Annotated in this window: 12 protein-coding genes and 5 pseudogenes; 12 read left to right on the top strand and 5 right to left on the bottom strand. The window is 64.2% G+C overall.

The annotated features are described in order from the left end of the window. Nucleotides 1–131: 131 nt before the first annotated feature. Nucleotides 132–422: pseudogene (locus ABIC30_RS24565) on the top strand (integrase core domain-containing protein); the annotation flags it as partial. Between the two features lie 153 nt (nt 423–575). Here the strand turns inward: ABIC30_RS24565 and ABIC30_RS24570 are convergent. After that, entirely contained in the window at nt 576–1562 is a 987-nt protein-coding gene (locus ABIC30_RS24570; RefSeq protein ID WP_354456175.1) for a helix-turn-helix domain-containing protein, read from the bottom strand. 335 nt (nt 1563–1897) lie between these two features. Between ABIC30_RS24570 and ABIC30_RS24575 the strand changes: the two are divergent. From ABIC30_RS24575 to ABIC30_RS24585, 3 genes and pseudogenes are all read left to right on the top strand, one after another. Further along, a pseudogene (locus ABIC30_RS24575) lies at nt 1898–3007 on the top strand (IS3 family transposase); the annotation flags it as partial. A gap of 71 nt (nt 3008–3078) precedes the next feature. Next, nucleotides 3079–3375 (top strand): annotated as a pseudogene (locus tag ABIC30_RS24580) (integrase core domain-containing protein); the annotation flags it as partial. Nucleotides 3376–3634: 259 nt separating this feature from the next. After that, the gene (locus tag ABIC30_RS24585) at nt 3635–4525 is read left to right on the top strand and encodes a LysR substrate-binding domain-containing protein (protein ID WP_354456176.1); all 891 of its coding nucleotides are present in this window, start codon (nt 3635–3637) and stop codon (nt 4523–4525) included. Nucleotides 4526–4808: 283 nt separating this feature from the next. On the opposite strand, the pseudogene ABIC30_RS24590 reads toward ABIC30_RS24585, so the two are convergent. Then, nucleotides 4809–4983: pseudogene (locus tag ABIC30_RS24590) on the bottom strand (IS66 family transposase); the annotation flags it as partial. A gap of 66 nt (nt 4984–5049) precedes the next feature. Next, a pseudogene (locus tag ABIC30_RS24595) lies at nt 5050–5238 on the bottom strand (ISL3-like element ISMdi2 family transposase); the annotation flags it as partial. Nucleotides 5239–6151: 913 nt separating this feature from the next. Between ABIC30_RS24595 and ABIC30_RS24600 the strand changes: the two are divergent. Beyond that, nucleotides 6152–7245, top strand: a protein-coding gene (locus ABIC30_RS24600) for an IS630 family transposase (RefSeq protein ID WP_354456177.1) whose coding sequence is annotated in 2 segments (ribosomal slippage) — nt 6152–6680 and nt 6680–7245 — 1095 coding nt in all. Because the reading frame shifts where the segments join, the coding sequence is not laid out codon by codon here. Nucleotides 7246–7305: 60 nt separating this feature from the next. Here ABIC30_RS24600 and ABIC30_RS24605 read toward each other — a convergent pair. Further along, the gene (locus ABIC30_RS24605; protein ID WP_354456178.1) at nt 7306–7980 is read right to left on the bottom strand and encodes a hypothetical protein; all 675 of its coding nucleotides are present in this window, start codon (nt 7978–7980) and stop codon (nt 7306–7308) included. A 539-nt stretch (nt 7981–8519) separates the two neighbouring features. Between ABIC30_RS24605 and ABIC30_RS24610 the strand changes: the two genes are divergently transcribed. The 5 genes from ABIC30_RS24610 to ABIC30_RS24630 all read left to right on the top strand — a co-directional run bounded on the left by ABIC30_RS24610 (nt 8520) and on the right by ABIC30_RS24630 (nt 15548). After that, on the top strand, nt 8520–10310 hold the full coding sequence (locus ABIC30_RS24610) for an ABC-three component system protein (RefSeq protein ID WP_354456179.1): 1791 nt from the start codon (nt 8520–8522) through the stop codon (nt 10308–10310). After that, nucleotides 10310–10852, top strand: coding sequence for a hypothetical protein (locus ABIC30_RS24615; protein ID WP_354456180.1), 543 nt, complete (start codon nt 10310–10312; stop codon nt 10850–10852). Before ABIC30_RS24610 ends, ABIC30_RS24615 begins: the two co-directional genes overlap by 1 nt. Further along, a complete protein-coding gene (locus ABIC30_RS24620) occupies nt 10849–13671 on the top strand; it encodes an AAA family ATPase (protein WP_354456181.1) in 2823 nt (940 codons plus the stop codon). Before ABIC30_RS24615 ends, ABIC30_RS24620 begins: the two co-directional genes overlap by 4 nt. Before the next feature lie 2 nt (nt 13672–13673). Next, nucleotides 13674–15080: a tetratricopeptide repeat protein gene (locus ABIC30_RS24625; RefSeq protein WP_354456182.1), complete on the top strand. Its 1407-nt coding sequence runs from the start codon at nt 13674–13676 to the stop codon at nt 15078–15080. Between the two features lie 345 nt (nt 15081–15425). Further along, entirely contained in the window at nt 15426–15548 is a 123-nt protein-coding gene (locus tag ABIC30_RS24630; protein WP_354456183.1) for a hypothetical protein, read from the top strand. A 378-nt stretch (nt 15549–15926) separates the two neighbouring features. Here ABIC30_RS24630 and thyX read toward each other — a convergent pair whose 3' ends face one another. Further along, a complete protein-coding gene (gene thyX / locus ABIC30_RS24635; protein ID WP_354456184.1) occupies nt 15927–16874 on the bottom strand; it encodes an FAD-dependent thymidylate synthase in 948 nt (315 codons plus the stop codon). A gap of 148 nt (nt 16875–17022) precedes the next feature. On the opposite strand from thyX, the gene ABIC30_RS24640 reads away from it, so the two are divergent. Both ABIC30_RS24640 and ABIC30_RS24645 read left to right on the top strand, forming a co-directional pair. Continuing rightward, nucleotides 17023–18336, top strand: a complete 1314-nt coding sequence (locus tag ABIC30_RS24640) for a thymidylate synthase (RefSeq protein WP_354456186.1) — start codon at nt 17023–17025, stop codon at nt 18334–18336. A 21-nt stretch (nt 18337–18357) separates the two neighbouring features. Next, nucleotides 18358–19344, top strand: a complete 987-nt coding sequence (locus ABIC30_RS24645; protein WP_354456188.1) for an ImmA/IrrE family metallo-endopeptidase — start codon at nt 18358–18360, stop codon at nt 19342–19344. Nucleotide 19345: the final 1 nt, after the last annotated feature.

Raw genomic sequence — 19345 nt, forward strand, 5'->3', positions numbered from 1 at the left:
GAATGAGGCTTCGAACACCGTCACTCTAGAGACCTGCCGGTCGGCCATGACCGCCCCAGGGCGGCGCGCTGCGCTCAGCATGGCTTCGCGCGCCGCCCCAGAACCGTCGAGCCATCTTCCCGATGTGCTACGGGCCTGAGTTCGTCTCGAAGGCCCTCGACCGCTGGGCCTACGAGAATGGTGTCACGTTGGACTTCTCGCGCCCCGGCAAGCCGACCGACAACGCGCTGGTCGAGTCGTTCAACGGCCGCCTGCGGGCAGAGTGCTTGAACGCTTCGTGGTTCCTGTCGCTGGCCGATGCCCGTGAACGCATCGAGGACTGGAGGTGCCACTACAACGAAGATCGACCCCATACGGCCCTGGGCGGCTTGACGCCCCGAGCCTTCGCCAATCAAGCTGTCACAGCCCGAGAACTTGCATAGGTCGTGGACCACAAACCGGGTCAACTTCATGAGATGCGGAAGCTCACCTTCCGCCCGGACCAAAATCCGGGGGACTCTCAGACTCCAACCATGCAGTAGCCTCTCACTCGGCTCGGTCAAAAATGCCGGTCAGGTCAATCTAATGAGCTGAATTCATTGATGCTTCGTTTTATCTCTATAATCACGCGGCGACATCCCATAGCGTTCTTTAAAGCGGGTAGAAAAATGTGACTGGCTGATGAATCCGCAAGCGTACGCAACGGCGCTGATCGACTTCGGTGCGTGGACAGAATCGGCTAACATAGTGGCTGCCAACTCCATTCTTCGATCCAAAATAAATCCCGAAATATTTTCATTGCGTAATTGGAATAGCTGCTGCAGTCGTCTGAGCGAAATTCTCATAACATTTGCTAGCCGTTGCGGATTGAGAGACGGATCGCCGAGGTGAGCGTCGATATATGCCTTTGCCCGCTGGAGTAAGAGCGTGCCGGCTAGGGACCTTGGCGTCTCTTGAGCTATGCGCTCGGATAGACCAGCCACTAGCAGATCGATCGCAATGGACGATAGCCGAGTGACTAGTTCCGGATTGAGCTGGCCTCCAATTTTGGTTAGTTTTTTTATATAATTAGTGGCAAGAGATGCTGTTAACTGATTTTTGCTGACTATCAGCCCGGCATAAATTGGAACAGGCCCTAAAATTCTCGTCAGGCGCTCTCGTGGAAGTTCCAGTACGAGAGTGCGACTGCGCGCTTCAGACGTCATTTCTGCTGTCGTGATGTCTATAACCATGAAATCTCCGGGCCTTTGGATAGATTTTTGACCTCTCATAGTCCAAGTGATTGTACCAGACAGCTGTATAGAAATCCGGGCAATATTACCGTTCAGTTTGTGCTGGCCAAATGTGGGCGTGATTTCAGTGCGGATTGCACTCTGCGTCACTCGGGTGATTGAGAAAGGACCAAACACCATGGCTTCGAGCATTCCCTCGAGCGGTGAGTCAGATAGCTCCTTCACCTGTAGCGGTAGGATCCACCTTGAGGCAGCATCTTGCCAGGCTTTTACTCTGACCGATGGCTCAAAATCAGACGTGTTAAAAATTACCCGCACCGCGTAGACCTTATTAAGACTTTTTATGAGCACCGATCGTCAAGTTTGAAGTTCATTCGCCGGCCACTCGCGTCTTCACAATTCCTGGTAGTTCTTACAAGATAATCGAAGTCTTGATTCTGGCACAATGGCAAAGATGACAAAAACTATCCTTCACATATCACTATTATGTTATCGCCTATATCATTCGGTTATATGATGCACGCAGATTTTTATATGCCGAGGCTGTCGTTTGCGCGAGTTCATAGAACAGGTGGTCATCTTGCCCGATTGTCTTCGGCTAGATATTTGGTCCCGCTGTGTGGTCTTACGACTGACGCCGCATGGAGGGACGCGCTATGGGATAGGTTCTACACGGCAACGCCACGATGACTGAGACGGTCCGCCGGGCAATCCAAGCTCGTCAAGAGGGCGTAACGGCGGCCGCCAAGCGCTACGGCATCAGCGCCACGACGGTGCAGAAGTGGCGCTCACGCCAGACCAGCACGAATGCGCGGATGGGACCGAAGGAGCCCCGATCCAGCGTGCTCAGCCTGGAGCTGCAGCGGCTCCTGGGCAAGTTGACGCTCGGGACCGAGATCCTGCGCGAGGCAATGGAGCGGGTCGCCGCCCCCCCCCAAACAGTTGCCCTCGCGCGTGACCTCGTGGCCGGGGGACGGCCGGCGAGCGCTGTGGCCGCAGCTTTGAGCGTGTCGCGCCCGCACCTCGCCTCGTCCCGGCAGGCCTCCCCCGCATGGAAGCCCATGGGCCTACGCGGCCGTCCGCCTGCACCCGACGCCGCGTTGCTCGGCGCGATCCAGGCGCTCATCGCCGATCTGCCGACCTACGGCTATCGGCGCGTCCATGCCCTTCTGCGCCGGCAGGCCGAGCGGGATGGGCGGCCTGCGCCGAACGCCAAGCGGGTCTACCGAGTCATGAAAGTGTACGGCCTCCTCCAGCGACATGCGGGCGGAGCCGAGACGCGCCGTCACGAGGGCAAGGTGGCGGTGGCCGTGCGCAACACGCGTTGGTGCTTGGACGGGCTGGAGATCGCGGCAGAGAACGGCGAGCGGGTGCGGCTCGCCTTCGCGCTCGACTGCTGCGATCGGGAGGCAATTAGCTACGTGGCGACCACGGCGGGCATCACGGGCGAGGACGTCCGTGACCTGATGGTGGCCGCCATCGAATACCGCTTCGGGCCGGTCAACCAATTGCCGAGCCTGATCGAGTGGCTCACTGACAACGGCAGTTGCTACGTCGCCCGCGACACGCGCCGCTTCGCCCGCGACCTTGGATTGGTGCCAAAAACGACTCCGCTGGAGAGACCGCAGAGCAACGGCATGGCCGAAGCGTTCGTGCAAACCTTGAAACGCGACTACGTGCGTGTCTCGGTGCTACCGGATGCCGAGAGCGTGCTGCGCCAACTCCCCGTTTGGCTGGCGCACTACAACGACCTTCATCCTCATCGCGCGCTCGGCTACCGCTCGCCGCGCGAGTTCATCACCCGATCAACCAAGGAGATCTTGTCCGGTCTTCAGGGGGGGCAACAACAGGGTGCACTCCAGGTGCCTGCGCCGACCTCAACATTGAGCACCGTCTCACGAAGCCGCGCCATTCCTGGATGAACGGTCAAGTTGAGCGGATGAACCGCACGATCAAGGACGCCACCGTCAAGCGCTTCCACTACGACAGCCACGACCAGCTCCGGCAGCACCTTGCGGACTTCGTGGCCGCCTACAACTTCGGCCGCCGCCTCAAGACGCTACGCGGCCTCACACCCTACGAAGCTATCTGCAAAGCCTGGGTGGACGAGCCCTCTAGGTTCACTCAGAGTCCGCACCACCAAATCCCGGGACCAAACATCTAGCTACGGATCGAGGGCAGTCTGGGGCGCAGGATCGCCTGCTTGCCGTGAAAATTTCAATAAGGTGTTGCGCTCGTGGCGGAGGAATGCGTGCATCCTCTTGCCTTATAATTCTACAACATGCTAAACCTCCTGCCTAGATGCTATAAGGCTCGCTAGGAAGACGTTTTCGACGCAAGCGATTCTGCATATCTAAAGCGTTTAAAAGGCTGCGACGAACCGATTTTGGTCCTGAATGGCAAGCTAAATTTTGGACAGGGTAATGCGTTTCAAGCTACGACAGATGGAAGTATTTCGGGCCGTGATGGTTACCGGATCGATCAACGGCGCCGCGAAATTGCTCTTCATTTCTCAGCCTGCCGTAAGCAGGATTGTTGCTCACACTGAGTCTACACTCAAGCTCTCTTTGTTTAAGAGGATGAAGGGCAAGTTGATGCCTACCCCAGAGGCTAACGCGCTCTTTATCGAGGTGGAGGCTTTCTACCAGAAGGCCCTTCAAGTCGAAAGATTCGCCGGAGGCTTGGCCCAGGGGGCATCAGGAACGCTTAATGTCTCCTGTAGCCCGTGCTTGAGCCGCGGACTGATCGCACGCGCGGTTTGGAAATTTGTACAGCGATTTCCGAACATACGCATCAACCTAAAGACGACGCTTTTAAACGAGATGGCACACGAGTTGCTCAGCACTAAAGTCGACCTTGCAGTACCCGTCTTACCTCTCGACAATCCGAACTTGCGCACCGAGATATTCACGACGGGAAGGATGGTGTGCGTCGTGCCTTCCGATCACGAGCTTACAGCTCGAGAGAACATCGGCATCCGTGGCGTCGCGGAATGGCCTCTCATCGCACACCATCCCTCAATACCGTTCGGGCAACTCGTATCGAGCGCGTTTGATAAGGCAGGTGTGCCCTTCGAGCCTCATATAGATGTTTATCAGACAGATGTCGCATGTGCACTCGTTCGCGCAGGTCTCGGCATCGCGATCGTCGATGAGTATACCCTAGATGGTATAGAGGGAGGTCTACACATCCTAAGTCTAGTGGAAGACATAATCTTAACTCCTAGCGTCGTCCGTTCGTCTCTATCGCCTGCTCGCGGTCATGCAGAAAAATTTGCCGACGTGCTGCGCGAAGTCGCCGGCGCCTCGTTGTAAAACACACCGGTGAACTCCTGATAATAGTCGCCTTTCGGCATTATGCCTGCGGAACTTGTTTGCAAATTTGTCTAGGCCCAGCTCGTTTGTTTTAATTCGAGGTATTATCAGTATGCTGTTAAATAATTCATGTTCTAGCGTAGTCGTCTATGCGAGCGTAGATCAGAAAAATTTTACGATAGACTGATCCTCACTCGGCATCGCGGACACCTCTGACACGCACATGCTGAGTGGGGAAGGTGTCGGATGGTGAAGACGAGACGAGAGCTCACATCCGAGATAATTACCCAGGCCTGTGATGGCAGGGTTCAGGCGCCGATGGTTTTGAGGACGGTGCTGAAGGGGCTGTTGCCTGTGATGCGGGCGGTGTCGACGACGGTGCGGATGGCGGCCTCGCCCTCAGCCGCCCACATGGCGCGGTAGCCGTTGGTTGTGTTTCGGCGTGCAACTTTGGTTCTTCCGCAGGTTCGGTGCTGACGGTGGGAGGCGCTCGGTCTGGTTTGTCGGGCGGTTTCTGGTCCGCCTCACGCGGCGTGAAGGACACGCTGCCGGAGTAGGTCGAGGCCGGCGCGGCCGTACATGAAGCGCTTGATCAGCTTCAGGCGGTTCACCTGCCCCTCGACCGACCCGTTGCTCCACGGCTCGCCGATGGCGGCGTGGACAGCGGCCTCGTCCTGCCGCAGCCCGGCGACGAAGCCGCCGAGTTCACTCGCGGCGGCCGCCTCCAGCCACGGCTTCAATGCGGCCGGATCGCGGGCGCGCACGATTGCACCGAAGCCGCGTATCTGCTCGGCCGCGGCCTGCAGCCTGGGCGCAAGACCACACAGTGCTGCGATGAAGCGGCGATCCGCGGGCGGAAGGCTGGCCGGATCGCTTGTCAGGCACCGCGCGATGAGGCGTGTCGACGGGATGCGGGCCGGCGCCTGAGGACCTGTCGCAGGCGGGATATGGCCAGGCGAGGCTCGATTCTGAAAGATGCTTGGCGTGGATGGTCGGCTACGGCGCGACCTGCTCCGCGCTCGCTTCGACGTGCTATTCCGACACGTGGGCACATCCCGTCGAGCGTGCCGGGCCTGCGGCGGACAGGGAGCCGTAGGCCGCGTCCCCGGATGGGCGAAGCGTCGTGGCCCGGCGAGAGACCGGCCCGGGTCGTGTCACCTGGCGCTACGGGCACGCCGGCAAACTTCGAGATCGGGCGCTTGGCCCTCGGCGCCTTCGCGATGGTCAGGGCGCCACCCCGTTGCCTCGTGCCGCCAATATGAGTCGGCAGAACCCTGTGACCGGCCCTGCCTCAGGCTGCAAAACAGAGGCGTTTCGACCGGCTGGCGCTTCTACATTGAATTCGGTATTTTGACAATATGAATAAGATCCGTCTTCTTGGCGTCGCTATAAAGAGAGATGCGTTCATAGCCAAAATATTTTCAGCTTAGACGGCCCTATCGCCGGAACGGCAAAGGTCGACCGAAGTTTCCTGTCCGCGCCGGTATCGTGCGCGGAGGTTGATCAATGACGACGAATCGTTTCGCCGGGTTGACCGAAAAAATGACCTTCGAGAATGTCAAGGAGCACCTTAATACCAAGTCTCGTTGAGCAGGACTCACGCTGGGTAGCGGTGGCGAGCGGGTTGTGATTCTGTCCTCGGGTTTGGAGCCTGAGGATGGGATGGCCGCTCCTGTGCCGCTGCGGCCAGACTTTGATGCCGGGGCCCTGCGAACTCTGGCCAAGAGCTCACGCGATCCGGATCAGACCCGCCGCCTTCTGGCTTTGTCGGCGATCTACGCGGGCAGTCTGCGCTCCGAGGCGGCCGCTCTCGGTGGGGTTGGGCTTCAGACCGTGCGGGACTGGGTGCTCGCCTTCAACGCTGAGGGGCCACATGGGCTGATCGGCGGCAAGGCTCCCGGTGCCCGCCCGCGGTTGAATGCGGATCTGCGTGCCCCGCTGAAGGCCCTGGTCGAGCAAGGCCCAGTGCCAGCCGCGCACGGGGTGGTGCGCTGGCGGTTGGTCGATCTGGCTCAGATCCTGTTCGAGGACCACGGCGTCTCAGTCTCCGAGCAGACGCTGAGCCGGGTTCTGCGGAGCATGGGCTACCGGAAGCTCTCAGCCCGTCCGCGCCATCACGCTCAGGATCCGGACGCCATCCCGGCTTTTAAAAAGCCTTCCCGGCTCGCTTGGCGGAGGTCGCGCAGGCTGTCGGAGGCAAGCCGATAGAGATCTGGTTTTCCGACGAGGCTCGGGTCGGTCAAAAGAACTCCATCACACGTCGTTGGGCCCGCCGCGGCACACGGCCCGCAGCCTCAAAGGACCAGCGCACCGCCTCCGCCTATCTCTTCGGTGCGATCTGCCCGGCTCGTGGCACGGGAGCCGGGCTCGTCATGCCCCGCTGCACCACCGAGGCGATGAACCTGCATCTGGCCGAGATCGCCAGGGCCGTCACCGCTAGTGCGCACGCCGTGCTGCTGCTCGATCAGGCTGGCTGGCACATGACCCAGAAGCTCATCGTGCCGGCCAACATCACGCTGCTGCCGCTGCCAGCGCGCTCGCCGGAACTGAACCCGGTCGAGAACCTCTGGCAGTTCATCCGTGAGAACTGGCTCGGCAACCGGATTTTTGCGTCATACGAGGCCATCCTCGATCAGTGCTGCGATGCCTGGAACAAGCTCATCGATCAGCCCTGGCGCATCATGTCCATCGGCCTGCGGGCCTGGGCTCATGAGTTCTGATCAGTGAGAGTTGGTATAAATACAAACTTGGTCTGAACTTGGTCCGTATCCTCGTCCGGATTATATGAACTTAACAGCCGGCTTCTTAGATATATTGAAATCAAATCTCTTCCTTATTCGAGTGTTCGCATCTTCAACCCCGACCATGTCGTAGGTCCGATCCCATAGCATCAAAAAATTCTTTTGCGTGAGGGGATTCTTCAGGACCCGTTCCTTGCGGAGCATATTTCTATATTCTTCTGTGCCTTGATACACATAACGTCCGTGTCTGTCTAAATATACATGCACAGGCTCCCAATAATCCGAATTCAATATTCCGGTATGAGATTTTGTCGACTTCAGCCGAAGCCCGATGATAGCAGGCTCATCATCTGCCTGGGGCGACACTTCCGGGAGCATTCTGTGCGTGCGTGACAGGTTTCCGATTGCGATGACCTCATCGCAGATCTCGCCGTCGACGGCATCTGCCAGCTTGCGGTAGATACTCTCCAACCACCTGCAATGCGGTTCGGGCCACCCATGCCGCGCGCAATATAGTTTCGCTTCGGCGTAGACGACCTTTCGGCAGTCAGTCCTGAAACCGAAGTCCGGATCCCAGGACCCGGTGACCGTCGGCTTCTTGTGCACGAAGCCGAGCAGGTCGAAGAGCGCAGCCCATCTCGCCTCGTTAAAGGAGTCGTACCAGGCACCCTCGTACAAGGTTTTGCGTGCTTTGTAGGTATACAGATCGCGCATGCCCGAACTCAAATCGTATGTGTATTCTGTTGCCTGTCCATCTTGCTGATTTCAAGTTACCGAGCGGTTCGTCGCATGGCCCGAGGCAGGTTCGGCACGGGACCATTCGAGACCAGGGGTCGCAAGCACGACGGTTGCCGGGAACGATGCGCGACGCACGGGTAACCCGTAGAGGGAACCGGCCCGCCAACTCGGGTTTACGGCCGTCATGGGCGCGACCCGCTCATCGCCATCGTTGGGCGAGGCCAAGACAACGAGCTGATTCCTAAACGGCGCGAGACGGTCGTGCGCCGTAGCAGCCGCGCGGCGCAGGCAGTCGAAAGAAGGCCGCTCGCCGGGGTTCTGAAATGCGCCGTCGCTCGGACATTCCGTCCTGTACGGACACAGGATGGGTAGCCGAGCGGCCAACGCACGAGGACGGGGGCCCGCCTGGCGGGGACGCTTCAGGGCGGTGGATAGCGCCCCCGAGCCATCCCCAGCCTCTTGCGCATGCTGTATGTTTACCGACCCCCGACCAATGGATTTCCTCCGGCGCAAGCATGCCGCTTCCAATCAGGATCAGTCACGAAGGCGGCATCGCGACGTTCGACATCGGTGTCAGCCTCCTGGATCGCCGCGATGTGCAGCTCTGCCTGGTTCAAGCCGGACCGGTCGACATAGGGGTCATAGAGCGCGACGGACCGCGGCCCGCCGTCGTCGCTGCACTGACGCAGTTGTTCGCGCAGATCCCGCCCGGGAATGGCACCGCGCTGGACCACCTTCTGCCCGGCCGCGCCCCGACGCTCATCCTCGCGCCTGAGTATGCACTCGGGTCGCAGGATTGGGCGGCGGTCGACGCCGCGGTCCGGTCCAGCCGCCGCACCCTCGTCCTCATAGCAGGCTTTGGCGTCGCCTCCGGGCGGACCATCGAGGCTTGGCTCGACGCGGGGAACGACCGTTATGCCGCCTGGGACCGGGAGGATGTCGGCCCGCTCGGGGACGACAACCGTTACGGAGCGGCATGGTGCTGGGTGCACCGACCCGGCGGGGGAACCGCCTGCATCGTCTTCCTGAAGACCTTCCTGGAACAAGCCCACGAGACGCGGATCGCGCGCATGCGACGCGGCAGGTCGGTGCTGCGGCTGCGTCTCGATGACATCGACCTGTTCCCGTTGATCTGTGCGGAAGTCGTGCAGGCGGAAGCGCCGGGTGCCCCGACGACCAGGGAGCGCATCAGGGCCGTTCTCCAGGCCGACGGGCGGGACGCCCTTCCCGTCCTTGTCACCGCCAGCCTGCTGCAGGATGCGCCAGCCAACAAGAACTGGCGCAGGGCCATAGACCGGTTCGTCAACGAGGTCTCAGCGACGCGCTGCGTGAGGTTCGTGACGTGCAACCAAGCATGCTGCCCGTACGATTCGGACGAGGAAGTCGACCGATGGCGTTCGCTCAGCGGCGCCTTCGGCCCCTTCGCGACTTACCACCGCGGCCTGCGCGCCTCGGGGGGCGGGCGCCCCATCTCGGTGCCGGGGACCGCGGAGGGCGTCCTGGTCCGTGGCAGCGGCCCCACGATCGCGGCGGGACCGCTCACCTTCCTGGAGCCCAGCCCCGTCACCGCACTGGATTTGTGGAACATCGAGTACACGCTGCCGCTGACCGAGGAGGGGCTCGGGACGAGGCGAGCCATCGACGAGATTGCGGAGGCGCACGAGTTGGAACGCCTGACGCGCCGCCTGCCCGTGGAGCCGGGTTGGAACCGCCGGCTCACCGAGGGGCTGGAAGCCGTCAGGCACCACCTCGCGGGCACGGCGCACCCGCTCGCGAAGAGCTTGCTCTCCTCGCTGCTGAGCGGCACCGCCGGCACCCGGATTGACCCAGATGCGTTGGAACCGCACCTGGAGATCCTCGGCGAGGCCTTGCACGGCCTTGCGGCGCTAGCTGGCCTTGCGGGCCTGGACTGGCACGGGATCGAGGAGGGCCATGGCCAGCTCCGTCTCGACGGTTCCGGCACCCACGTCCTCGTCTGGCGCGACCCTAGGCTTGGCGGCTTGGAAATGTTGCGGTGCCTTGAGGCGTGGGCACGGGCCTCGCAGCCGCACCCGCGCCTCATCGTGGTGGGCACGGGCAGGCGACAGAACTTGCCTGAAGGACCGGTGATGGGCGACAGGCGCTCCGACGTGACCGAGCCGCCGGCCGACCCGAACGATTTCTCCTTGCCACGCACGCATCGAGCCGTGACTTGCGTCGGCCTGCAGCGGGTGGCGGATATCTACATGGATGGAACCATTCCCATCGCGGATGCCGTCGCGGCCCTCCTGGATCTCCTGGCCGCGGCGGACCGGGAGGCCGCTTAATGCCCGATTGGCCCTATGAGTTGCTCGAGGAGCTATGCGACCAAGTCGGCCTTTCCCGCGTCCGTCGGTTGCCGGCCGGCGGCATGGTGCCGGTCGAACCTCCCGAGGGGGCAGCATACTGGGCAGGCACCTACGCCCGGCTCCTGTTCTGGCCGGCCTGCGAGGCCGGGCTCGCGGAGTCCGCGCGGACCGGCCAGGCTTGGCTCGACACCGTTCTGAAGGCGGACGAGGGCGGACGCCAGGCCCCTGTCGACGGCTACCTCGTACTGGCGCAGGAAACCGCCCCTGAGCGGGGGCTTGTGCGTGCGCTCGAACTCTCGACCCAGGTCTGCCGCAAGCACGTGATCTGGCCCGACGAGAGCGAAACGGGCTGGCGCGGCCTAGCCGCGGTCGGTGTTCTGGGCCTGCCGCGGGAGGCCGCTTTCGTGCGAAGGCAGGTGCAACCCACCCTCGATGACGAGGCGGAAGCCCTCTGGCGACGCATAGCCGAGCATGGGCATGCCGCCATCGCCGCGGAAGACAGGAAGAAGGTCGGACTTTGAGCGGGCTGCGGATCAATCGTCTCCGTGTCAGCGCGTTCCGGGGCATCACGGGCACGGTCGAACTCGACCTGCGGCCGTCCCTTACGGTGATCTACGCCGCCAACGGAACCGGCAAGACCACGTTGTGCGACGCTACGGAATGGCTCCTGACCGGCCAGGTCCATCGCCTCTGCACCGGCAACGCCTTCGATTCCGGCCTGTTGGTGTCGAAATTCGCCTCACGTTCCGAACCCACGGTCGAGGCGGAACTGGAACTGGATGGCCGCCCTCTTTTCCTGCGGAGGAACAGAGGCGGCGCCCGTCTCGGTACGACGCAGGCCGACGCGCGACGGGTGCAACTCGGCAGCCTGCTGGCCACGCTCACCGCGCCGTCCCGACAGGACGCGGGATGGGAACCTCACCACGTCACCGCCATCCGGCGGCGGCAGCAGTTCCTCAGGGCGACACACGTCCTCACTGCCGAGGAACTCGCCACCTTGCTCGACACCGATCCCGAGACGCTCGGTCGGCGCAAGGAAATCTTCGCCGACCTATTGGACATACGGGAGGAGCACGACTCCGCCGGACGGCTCAAGCGCTATGCGGACGCCTTGCTCCCGGACGAGAACGTCCTGATCCAGGCCATGCAGGGAGTGAGGAGCGAGCTCGCGGAAGCTGTCGCAGCCGTCCGGACCGCTGGGCCGCGGCCCAGCGACGAGGAGGCCGGCCTTGGGGAAAGTCTTCTTGGCATCCGCTCCGAACTGTCCGGGTCGCGGCGCGTGGAAGCGCTGGCCGCCGAGATCGGGCGTCGGCACCAAGCCTGGACCACGTCTATGTCGGCCATGCGGATCGTGGACGAAGGCTGGCCCTCGCGTCAGCCGACGGTCCGAGCTCTGGCGGATCGAACGGCGGACGAGGGCCGCCTGTCGAAGTCGTTCGCCGTGGCCGCGGATAGAGCGACGGAACTCGCGTCCCGGATGCAGGCCGCCACCGAGGCGGTGGGGAGGGTCGAGCGGCTCCGCGAGGAGCTGGCCGGGTTCCGCGGCGTTGTCGCGCGGCGGCTGCCGCAACTCGCCGCCAGCGCCGCCGCGGGCTTCCCCTTCGATGCTTCCTTCGCGACACTTCGGCGCCTTCCCGAGGCCAGGATGTCCTCCAGTCTGAGGCTCGAACGCACAGCGGCGCTGCGGTCCCTCGCCCGGCAGGTCGACAAGCTGCCGGAACTCAGGCGCCGCATCGGCGACATGGATTCCAGGCTGGCTCAGCTCGTCGCCGCCCTGCCGCAAGAAGAGGATGTCCTGCGACGGGAAGCCGAGATGGCGAAGGCGTCGAGCGTCCTGGAAGCGGCGCGACGGCGGCTGACCGAGATCGGCCAGCCGTTGGAACGGCTGCGCGCCGAGGCGCTGGCGTTCCTCGACCATCGGCATGAGGATACGGGGTGTCCGGTCTGCGGCCACGATTGGCGGACGCACGAGAGGTTGCGGGCCTCGGTCGAGGCGATGCTTGGCGGCCCTTCGCTCATGGCCGGTCTGGAACGGGAGGTCGCCGACGGCGAGCGTCGGGTTCGGCAAGCCCGTACGGCCGTCGCCACCGCCGCACGGGCGCGGGAGGAGGTCGAACTCCTGACCCGCTCTCGGACGCAGGAAGCGCAGGTCCTGGCCGAATGCGAGCATCAGGTCGGGCAGTTCGGCCTCGATGCTGCCAAGCCGGACCTGCCGGCCGCGTTGTCACGTCTCCGCCAGCGCATCGACGCCGTGGAAGCCTTGTCCGCGCTTGAGGACGAGCTTGGGCCTCGGACGGGCCGCTTCCGCTCGACCCTTCCGGCCGACACTCCTTTGCGGCAGGCCGCAGAGATCTTCTCGGAGAGCATGGAGGGGGAGCTCGCGTCCGTCTCGCGGGAGGCGCAAGCCGCGCAGGCCCAGGCCACGGTGGCTGCGGAAGCCGCTCGAGCCGCACAGGCCGAGACGGCGGGCATTCGGCTCGAACTAGCGGTGGTGCGCGAACGCATCGGCGAGTTGCGGATGCTCCGGGAGCGTTTCACCAGCGCGTGGGCCGTGGTCGCAGGCGATGTTCGGGTCAGCGTGCAGGCCCGGGACCAAGCCCGCTCAACGCTCGAGACCCACGCCGCAATTCTGGCGCAAGCCGAGGGCCACCTCAACGCGGCCAAGGCGGCCCTCGCGACCGAGGCAGGCCGCGAGCGCGTACGGCACCTCAAAGCCAAGCTGGCCCATGAGCGGCATCGCCTGAGCACGGTCCGAAGCAGCCGGGCCGCCGCGACCCGGGGTGCAGCAGCGTTCGAGCGGCACGCCGCGGAGGCCGCGCGCGAGCGGATCGAACAGCTTTCGTCGGTCGTGAATCCGCTTTTCGCGCGCATGCACGCGAACCGGCTCATCGACCGCATCGAGTTCGGCGAGGGCGCCGACTTCCTGCGCTGGTGCGCCGGCGCGGGGGAGGCGACCCTCGACCCGACGCGCGACTTCAGCCAGGGCCAGCGACAGGACCTGGCGCTCTCGCTGTTCATCGCGCGCGCCCGGACCCTTGGCGGCACCTACTTCCTCGACGAGCCCGTGACGCACATGGACGACCTGAACCGCGTGGGGCTCCTCGACGTGCTACGCGCCGTCACCTTGTCGGGGAATGGTCGCCTTAGGCTCGTCGTCACCACGTCGAGCCGCCTTCTCGCACGCCACCTGACGGAGAAATTCGCGCGGGTCGCTCGGGACCAGGACCCCCCACCCATGCAGGTCGTCGAGATGCACGGTAACGGCAGGAGCGGGGTTGAGACAGCCGTCACGTTCCCGGCCCGGGCGGCCGCCCCCGGCAGCATCGTTCGATCCAGGTAGACATGAGCTCGCGGTTCGGCACGGAACGCTCGGGCAAGCCCGACGCGGCGGGGGATTTGGAGCGTAGCCTGTCGCGCGTCGACAGGGCCGCGTCCGTGATGGCCCTGGCCCTGGTCGGCGTGATCGCGGGTTACGTCGTCGAGGCGACACCTGCGAACGGTTCGCCGCTCGCTGGCGCCAGCGTGCTGTTCGGGATCGGCTTGGCCGGGGCCCTGCTCGGGGGCTTGGCCGGCTTCCTGTTCGGGATTCCCCGCCTGCTCACCCGGGACGGGCAACTCGCCTCCCTCGCCCGGCGCGAGCCTGCCGAAGTCACGGGACCGGCGGTGGTCTCGCCCAGTTCGCCCCCTGCCGCGGGGTTCAGGCCCCTGCAGGGCAATTCGAACCTGGAGGAGATCTCCGACTGGGTCACCAAGATCCTCGTCGGGCTCGGGCTCGTGCATGCCGGGCAGGTCACCGATACGGCGAAAGGAGCTGCCACCTACGTGGCCAAGAAGGGGCTGGCCGGTTACCCTGGCGCCGAATTGGTCGTGCTTCCAGTGGGCCTGTCGGCGTTCCTTCCCGGCTTCCTGTTCTTCTACCTCCAGGCGCGGACCCGCATCACCCTCACCCTCTTCATGACCGAGGGAATCCAACGTGCCGGGCTCCCAGCCGAAACGGTCGCGGCGGCCAACGAAGCCAGCATCTTCACCGAGGCCCGCGCCATCGACGCCGCCGCCCGCGCGCGGATCGGGACGCCACTGGGGGCGGCAGTGTCCGTGGAGGCCGACGCGGTGATGCGACGGTACGGCTTCGACGACCTCGTATCAGCGGAAGAGTTCGCGGCGTGGGGGGCGGCGCAAGCGCGAGCTCGGAACCTCGAGGCTGCAGAGACCGCGCTCCGGCGGGCGAACGCGCTGGCTCCCGACGACGTCCGCATCCTACGGCGGCTCGCCGAGGTCCGCATGCTGCGCGGCGACCTGCGGGGCGCGTTGGAAACCCTGGCCGAAGCGCGGATCAAGGCGCCGGACGACCCGCGCATCCAGCGCCAGGAACTTCTCCTCTCCCTCTACCCGCCGCCGCCGGACGGTTTCACGCGGGCCCGCGCCCTCGCCGATGCGCTGGCAACCGACCCCCGCACCGACCAGGATCCGATGGTTCATCTCTGGCGGGCTTGCGCCTATGGACAGGCGCATCACTGGCTTTCCGAGCGCAGTCCTGACACGGACGAGATGCGTACGGCGCGCGATATAGCCCTGCTTTCGGTTCCGCGCGTCGTCGAGCTCGCTCCGGATCCTGAGGGACCGGTCCGAACCCTGTTGCGGAATTTGCTCGATCCCGACGGTCCCGGGGCATCCCCGGCGGAGAACGACCTCCACGATTTCGTTCCGGACCCGGAATTCCAGGCCGCGATCCGACGCGGCCGTTCGTGAACGGCTTTTGCCCGACCAATATCGACGGCGGCGCGAGGGCGAGGAGGCGACCTCCCGTGCGGGATGCGGACGCATAGACGTGCCCATCCGCCATACGGACGATTGGCGCCCGGGATCCGCCATGTTAGCCCGGCTTGATGAGGTGTGGTCCGAGAAGGGTCCGACGGAGGGGTACGCCGAGGATCTGCGCCAAATCGACTTCGAACTGGTGGAGACGCTCGTGCGAACCCTGAGGGGCACTCCCCCGGCCTGCGCGAGCCCGTCACCATCGATCTCGGCGGCCTCGACCTCGTCGTGTTGCTCGACGAGGTTCGGGGCGAGGGGGCGGCCACGGACTAACGGCGGGTGTGGACCGGCCAAAGGAGGAAGGAAGAGGACGACCTCGTCTGCGCCGCCTACCTGATGGCCGCCGGCCTGCGTCAAGGCGCGGGCGCGAGGGTCGAGGCGATCCACCTGAACGGGCGCTGAGGGAGTGCGAAAGCATGCCTCGCACGTTCCCGGGTACCCGGGCGTCGAGTTAGTCGTGCCCACCCGTGGGCCTGGCGGCGCTCCTCCGGGAATACCTGAGCCGCCTCCGTGCCAAGACGGGCGAGAGGCGATCCGCGAACGCCCATGCCGATCCACGCGCGCCGACCCTCCCGGTCGATTCACCGTCCGCGAGAGACGCGCTTTCCAGGATCATGGCCCAGACCGGGTTCTCGACCGAAGTGAACGCCGATGTCTTCAGCCGTATCCCTCGGCCTTCTGCAGTGGATGGTCTGCTCGGCCGCGGCTGCTTATCCGGATTCGAGCGGGCTCAACGTGTCCCCGATATAGCCGCAGACGTGATTGTCGAGCGCGCCAAGTTTACGGCGTCACGGATGGCAACCCGAGGAGCTGCTCCAGCTCCCGCCACTCCCTGGCGGTAAGGCCGCTTGAGGCCTCGTCTACGCGCTCACCCTTCAAGATGCGCCGGACGGCCGAAAGGGCGGTGCGCGACAGAGTGGCGGCTCCGAGCCGGTGCTCGACGAAGGCATCGTGGGTGACCGGGGCCCAAAGTTGCAGCACGCCCATGATGACGTCGGCATATGCCCGGATCTCGTACTGGGCGTGAGGGTCCGCGCGCAACCTGAGAAAATTCAGCAGGTTGTGAAGGTTGGTTTTCCAGTACCACTGCGTGTAAGTGTTGAGTCCCAACCCGATCCGCGCGAGTTCCCGGGCCAAGCCGGTGCGTTCGGGATCCAAGGACGCCCCGGCATCGTCCTCGTTCAGCATCCACCGGTAGCTGGCGTAGTTCCGCTGGGCGTCCGCACGCAAAAGGTCAAGGATTCGGGCGGCCTCCTCCGGCCCGACGGCAGCATCCCTCCCTTGTCGGTTCGAGGCCGACTGGCCGGCCATGTTCTCCGGGGATGGCACGTAGAAATCACTGTCGAGGATCGAGTATCGTCCGGAATACTCGTTCACACTTGCAGTCCTGTGTCGGATCCATTGTCGGGCGACGAAGATCGGCAGCTTCACGTGCAGCTTGATTTCCGCCATCTCGAAGGGGGTCGAGTGCCAATGCCGCATCAAGTACATGATGAGGCCGCGGTCTTCCTGGACCTGCCGAGTGCCTCGGCCGTAAGACACCCGCGCGGCTTGGACCACCGCGGCATCCCCGCCCATGTAGTCCACGACGCGTACGAAGCCGTGGTCCAGGACAGGAAGCGGTCGGAACAGGACCTGCTCCAGCTCGGGTATCGACAGCCTGGCGGTGGCGAACGTCTCGCCGCGGGCTGCCTCCACCTCCTTGGCTTGCGTGTCGTCGAGAGCCATGTGCGCTTCGTCCATCCAGTCCGGAGTCCCCATCTGGGAGACCTGGCGTCATACAGGTCGTCCCACCCTGGGCCGGGCGCAAGCCCCCGCTGTCTGCCGCGGCTTGCGACCCTGGGCCCGCCCGCCTACCTCTGGTGCAGGAGGCGTCATGGACAGCGTGTTCGATCATACCTTGCGGTCGCATCCGACCGCTGACGCGGCGTTCCGCGGGGTCATCGCCGACCTGCTCGACGGGGCGGCGGCAGTGGCGCCGGTCGGTGAGGGGGCGGACAAGGTCAGGGATTCGACCCGCGAGCGGCTGGGATACCGTTTCATCCTGGAAGATATGCGCGCCCGCATCGTAGCGTCGGATCTTTACGGTCTCGACCTTCGAGCGGCGGTTGCGCGCTTCGTCTGGATGGCGTCTGGCAACAACAGGCTGGCCGATATCGCCTTCTACGTGCCTAAAGCCAAGGATTTCACGGACGATGACATCGTCATGCCGGGTTCGAGCTACGGCCACCGGATGCGCTACCCGTCGCCCGGCATCGATCAGATCGAGGGAGTGATCGGCCGCATTCGCAAGGACCCGGCGTCCCGCCGGGGGGCGGTGTCAGTCTTTCACCCGAACGACGCCGTCCGGGACTCCAGGGACATCCCCTGCCTGTTCGGTTTGATCTTCCATCCCCGCGACGGCGTACTCCATGCCAGCGTCATGATGAGGTCGAACAACGCCGCGACGCTTCTGCCGTTCAACCTCTTCGAGCTCTCTCTACTCTCGGAAGTCGTCGCCGTTGAGGCGGGCTTGGTGCCGGGCCAATTGTCCTACACGGCCGGGTCCATGCACCTGTTCGACCGGGATCGGGACCGGCTCCTTGCCAAATTGCCCGGAGCCGGACCGTGCCGCTCGCAGCCGATGGGCGCCATGCCCAGCGAGCCCAGTCCCCTGGAGCAGATCAAAGCCCTCGCGCTTTTCGAGGCCGAGCTTCGCCACGGCTCCGGCGGCATCGACGCTCACAACGTCGGCGAATGGATCGATCGGGCGAAGAGCGCCTTGCATCCCTATTGGCAGCAACTTGCGTACATGCTCCTGGCCAGCGTCGTGGAGCGAGTCTCCGAACGCGCGGCGTTGGACCGTATCAAGGACATGCTTCTTCCAGAATGGTCCGGCCTGATGACTTGGCGCACCGCGAAGCCCCGAGCGGATGTCGCAGCGTCGGCGGGGGACCTTTTCTCCATGCCAGGAGCAGCCGCTGAAGCCGCCGCTAACGTCGTCCCCATAACCCGCACTCGCCTCGCCACGCGGTTCAACGAGATCGCCGTCGAACGAGAGGGGCGAACCGGACAGAGACTTTCCGCCGCAACCCTCCTCGGCCTTCAGACACGATTTTTCGACCGTCTCGCGGCCCGCGGCGCGGAAGATGTCGTGACTCCCGAGGAATTCGAGGGAGCCCTCGAAGAGCTCCGCCGTGGCGAAGCCTGACCTCGGCCCGGGGCGGCGCCCTTGAGCGCCGTCGCACGGCTTCGCGAGCGGCTTGCTCAGGCGTTCGACGCCCCCGATGCCGACAACGCTATGCGCCGGGCGTGCTCCCTTCTACTGAGCGAGGCGGGACAGGATCGACCGCCGATCCGCCTGCGCTCGATCCTGAAGACAATGCAGGTCGACATCGACTACCATGCGGGTCGTGTCGGGGACGAGATCGCGTCCCTGCGTTTCTCCGGGTCAGGGGTGACCATCGCCATCGCGCGGTCGAGCTTCGACGTGGCTCGCGGCCGGGCGCGCTTCTCCATCGCCCACGAGATAGCGCATCTCGCGGTCCTACGCGCGCTCGGAGCCGAGGGCCTCGAGCTCTCGGACGGGGATGCGCAAGCCTACCGGGAGATGGAGAGGCTGTGCGACCTCGCTGCATCCCATCTATTGATGCCCCGAGAGCGGCTCTCGGCGGCGGTGAGGCGCCGGGGCATCGGCAAGGCGGCCGTCCGGAACCTCGCGGAGCTGTTCGACGTCTCGCGGACGGCGCTGTTCCGGGGGATCGGCGACCTCGTCCCGGATGGCGCCATCTCAGAATGGAGGCACTACCGCCGCCGGGACGGGGAAGCCAAGGCCTGGCGGGTTTGGCGCTGGCACGCACCGCACCAGCCGGATCCCGCCACGTCGTCCTCTGACGGCAATCAAGGTAAGCCTCGTCGACCTTGGCTGCCCATTGGCTGTACGCTTAAGCATCTCGCCATCGAGTCGCAGCTGCCTGACCTCGAATTCGACCTCGCCAGGTCGGTCGAGGATGTCGAACTCACGTTCAAGGAGCGGTCGTCCCGATACGATGCGGTGCTCTGCCGCTGGCAAGCCGACGGCCGGCGCCAGTTAGGGTTAACCGCCGAATGGGATCCCAGCGAACCCTCCGCGCGATTACCGGCGTACGGCGAATCCGTTATCGTCGTGCTTGGACGCAGGGGCCGCGTCGACGCGGACCTGTTCGCAGCCACACGGTGAG

This window comes from Methylobacterium sp. 1030 (assembly GCF_040544715.1).
Classification (GTDB): Bacteria; Pseudomonadota; Alphaproteobacteria; order Rhizobiales; family Beijerinckiaceae; genus Methylobacterium.

Coding starts and splice junctions, on each gene's coding strand:
- ABIC30_RS24585 (WP_354456176.1), top strand. CDS start 3,635: ATGCGTTTCAAGCTACGACAGATGGAAGTATTTCGGGCCGTGATGGTT.
- ABIC30_RS24605 (WP_354456178.1), bottom strand. CDS start 7,980: ATGCGCGATCTGTATACCTACAAAGCACGCAAAACCTTGTACGAGGGT.
- ABIC30_RS24610 (WP_354456179.1), top strand. CDS start 8,520: ATGCCGCTTCCAATCAGGATCAGTCACGAAGGCGGCATCGCGACGTTC.
- ABIC30_RS24615 (WP_354456180.1), top strand. CDS start 10,310: ATGCCCGATTGGCCCTATGAGTTGCTCGAGGAGCTATGCGACCAAGTC.
- ABIC30_RS24625 (WP_354456182.1), top strand. CDS start 13,674: ATGAGCTCGCGGTTCGGCACGGAACGCTCGGGCAAGCCCGACGCGGCG.
- thyX (WP_354456184.1), bottom strand. CDS start 16,874: ATGGCTCTCGACGACACGCAAGCCAAGGAGGTGGAGGCAGCCCGCGGC.
- ABIC30_RS24640 (WP_354456186.1), top strand. CDS start 17,023: ATGGACAGCGTGTTCGATCATACCTTGCGGTCGCATCCGACCGCTGAC.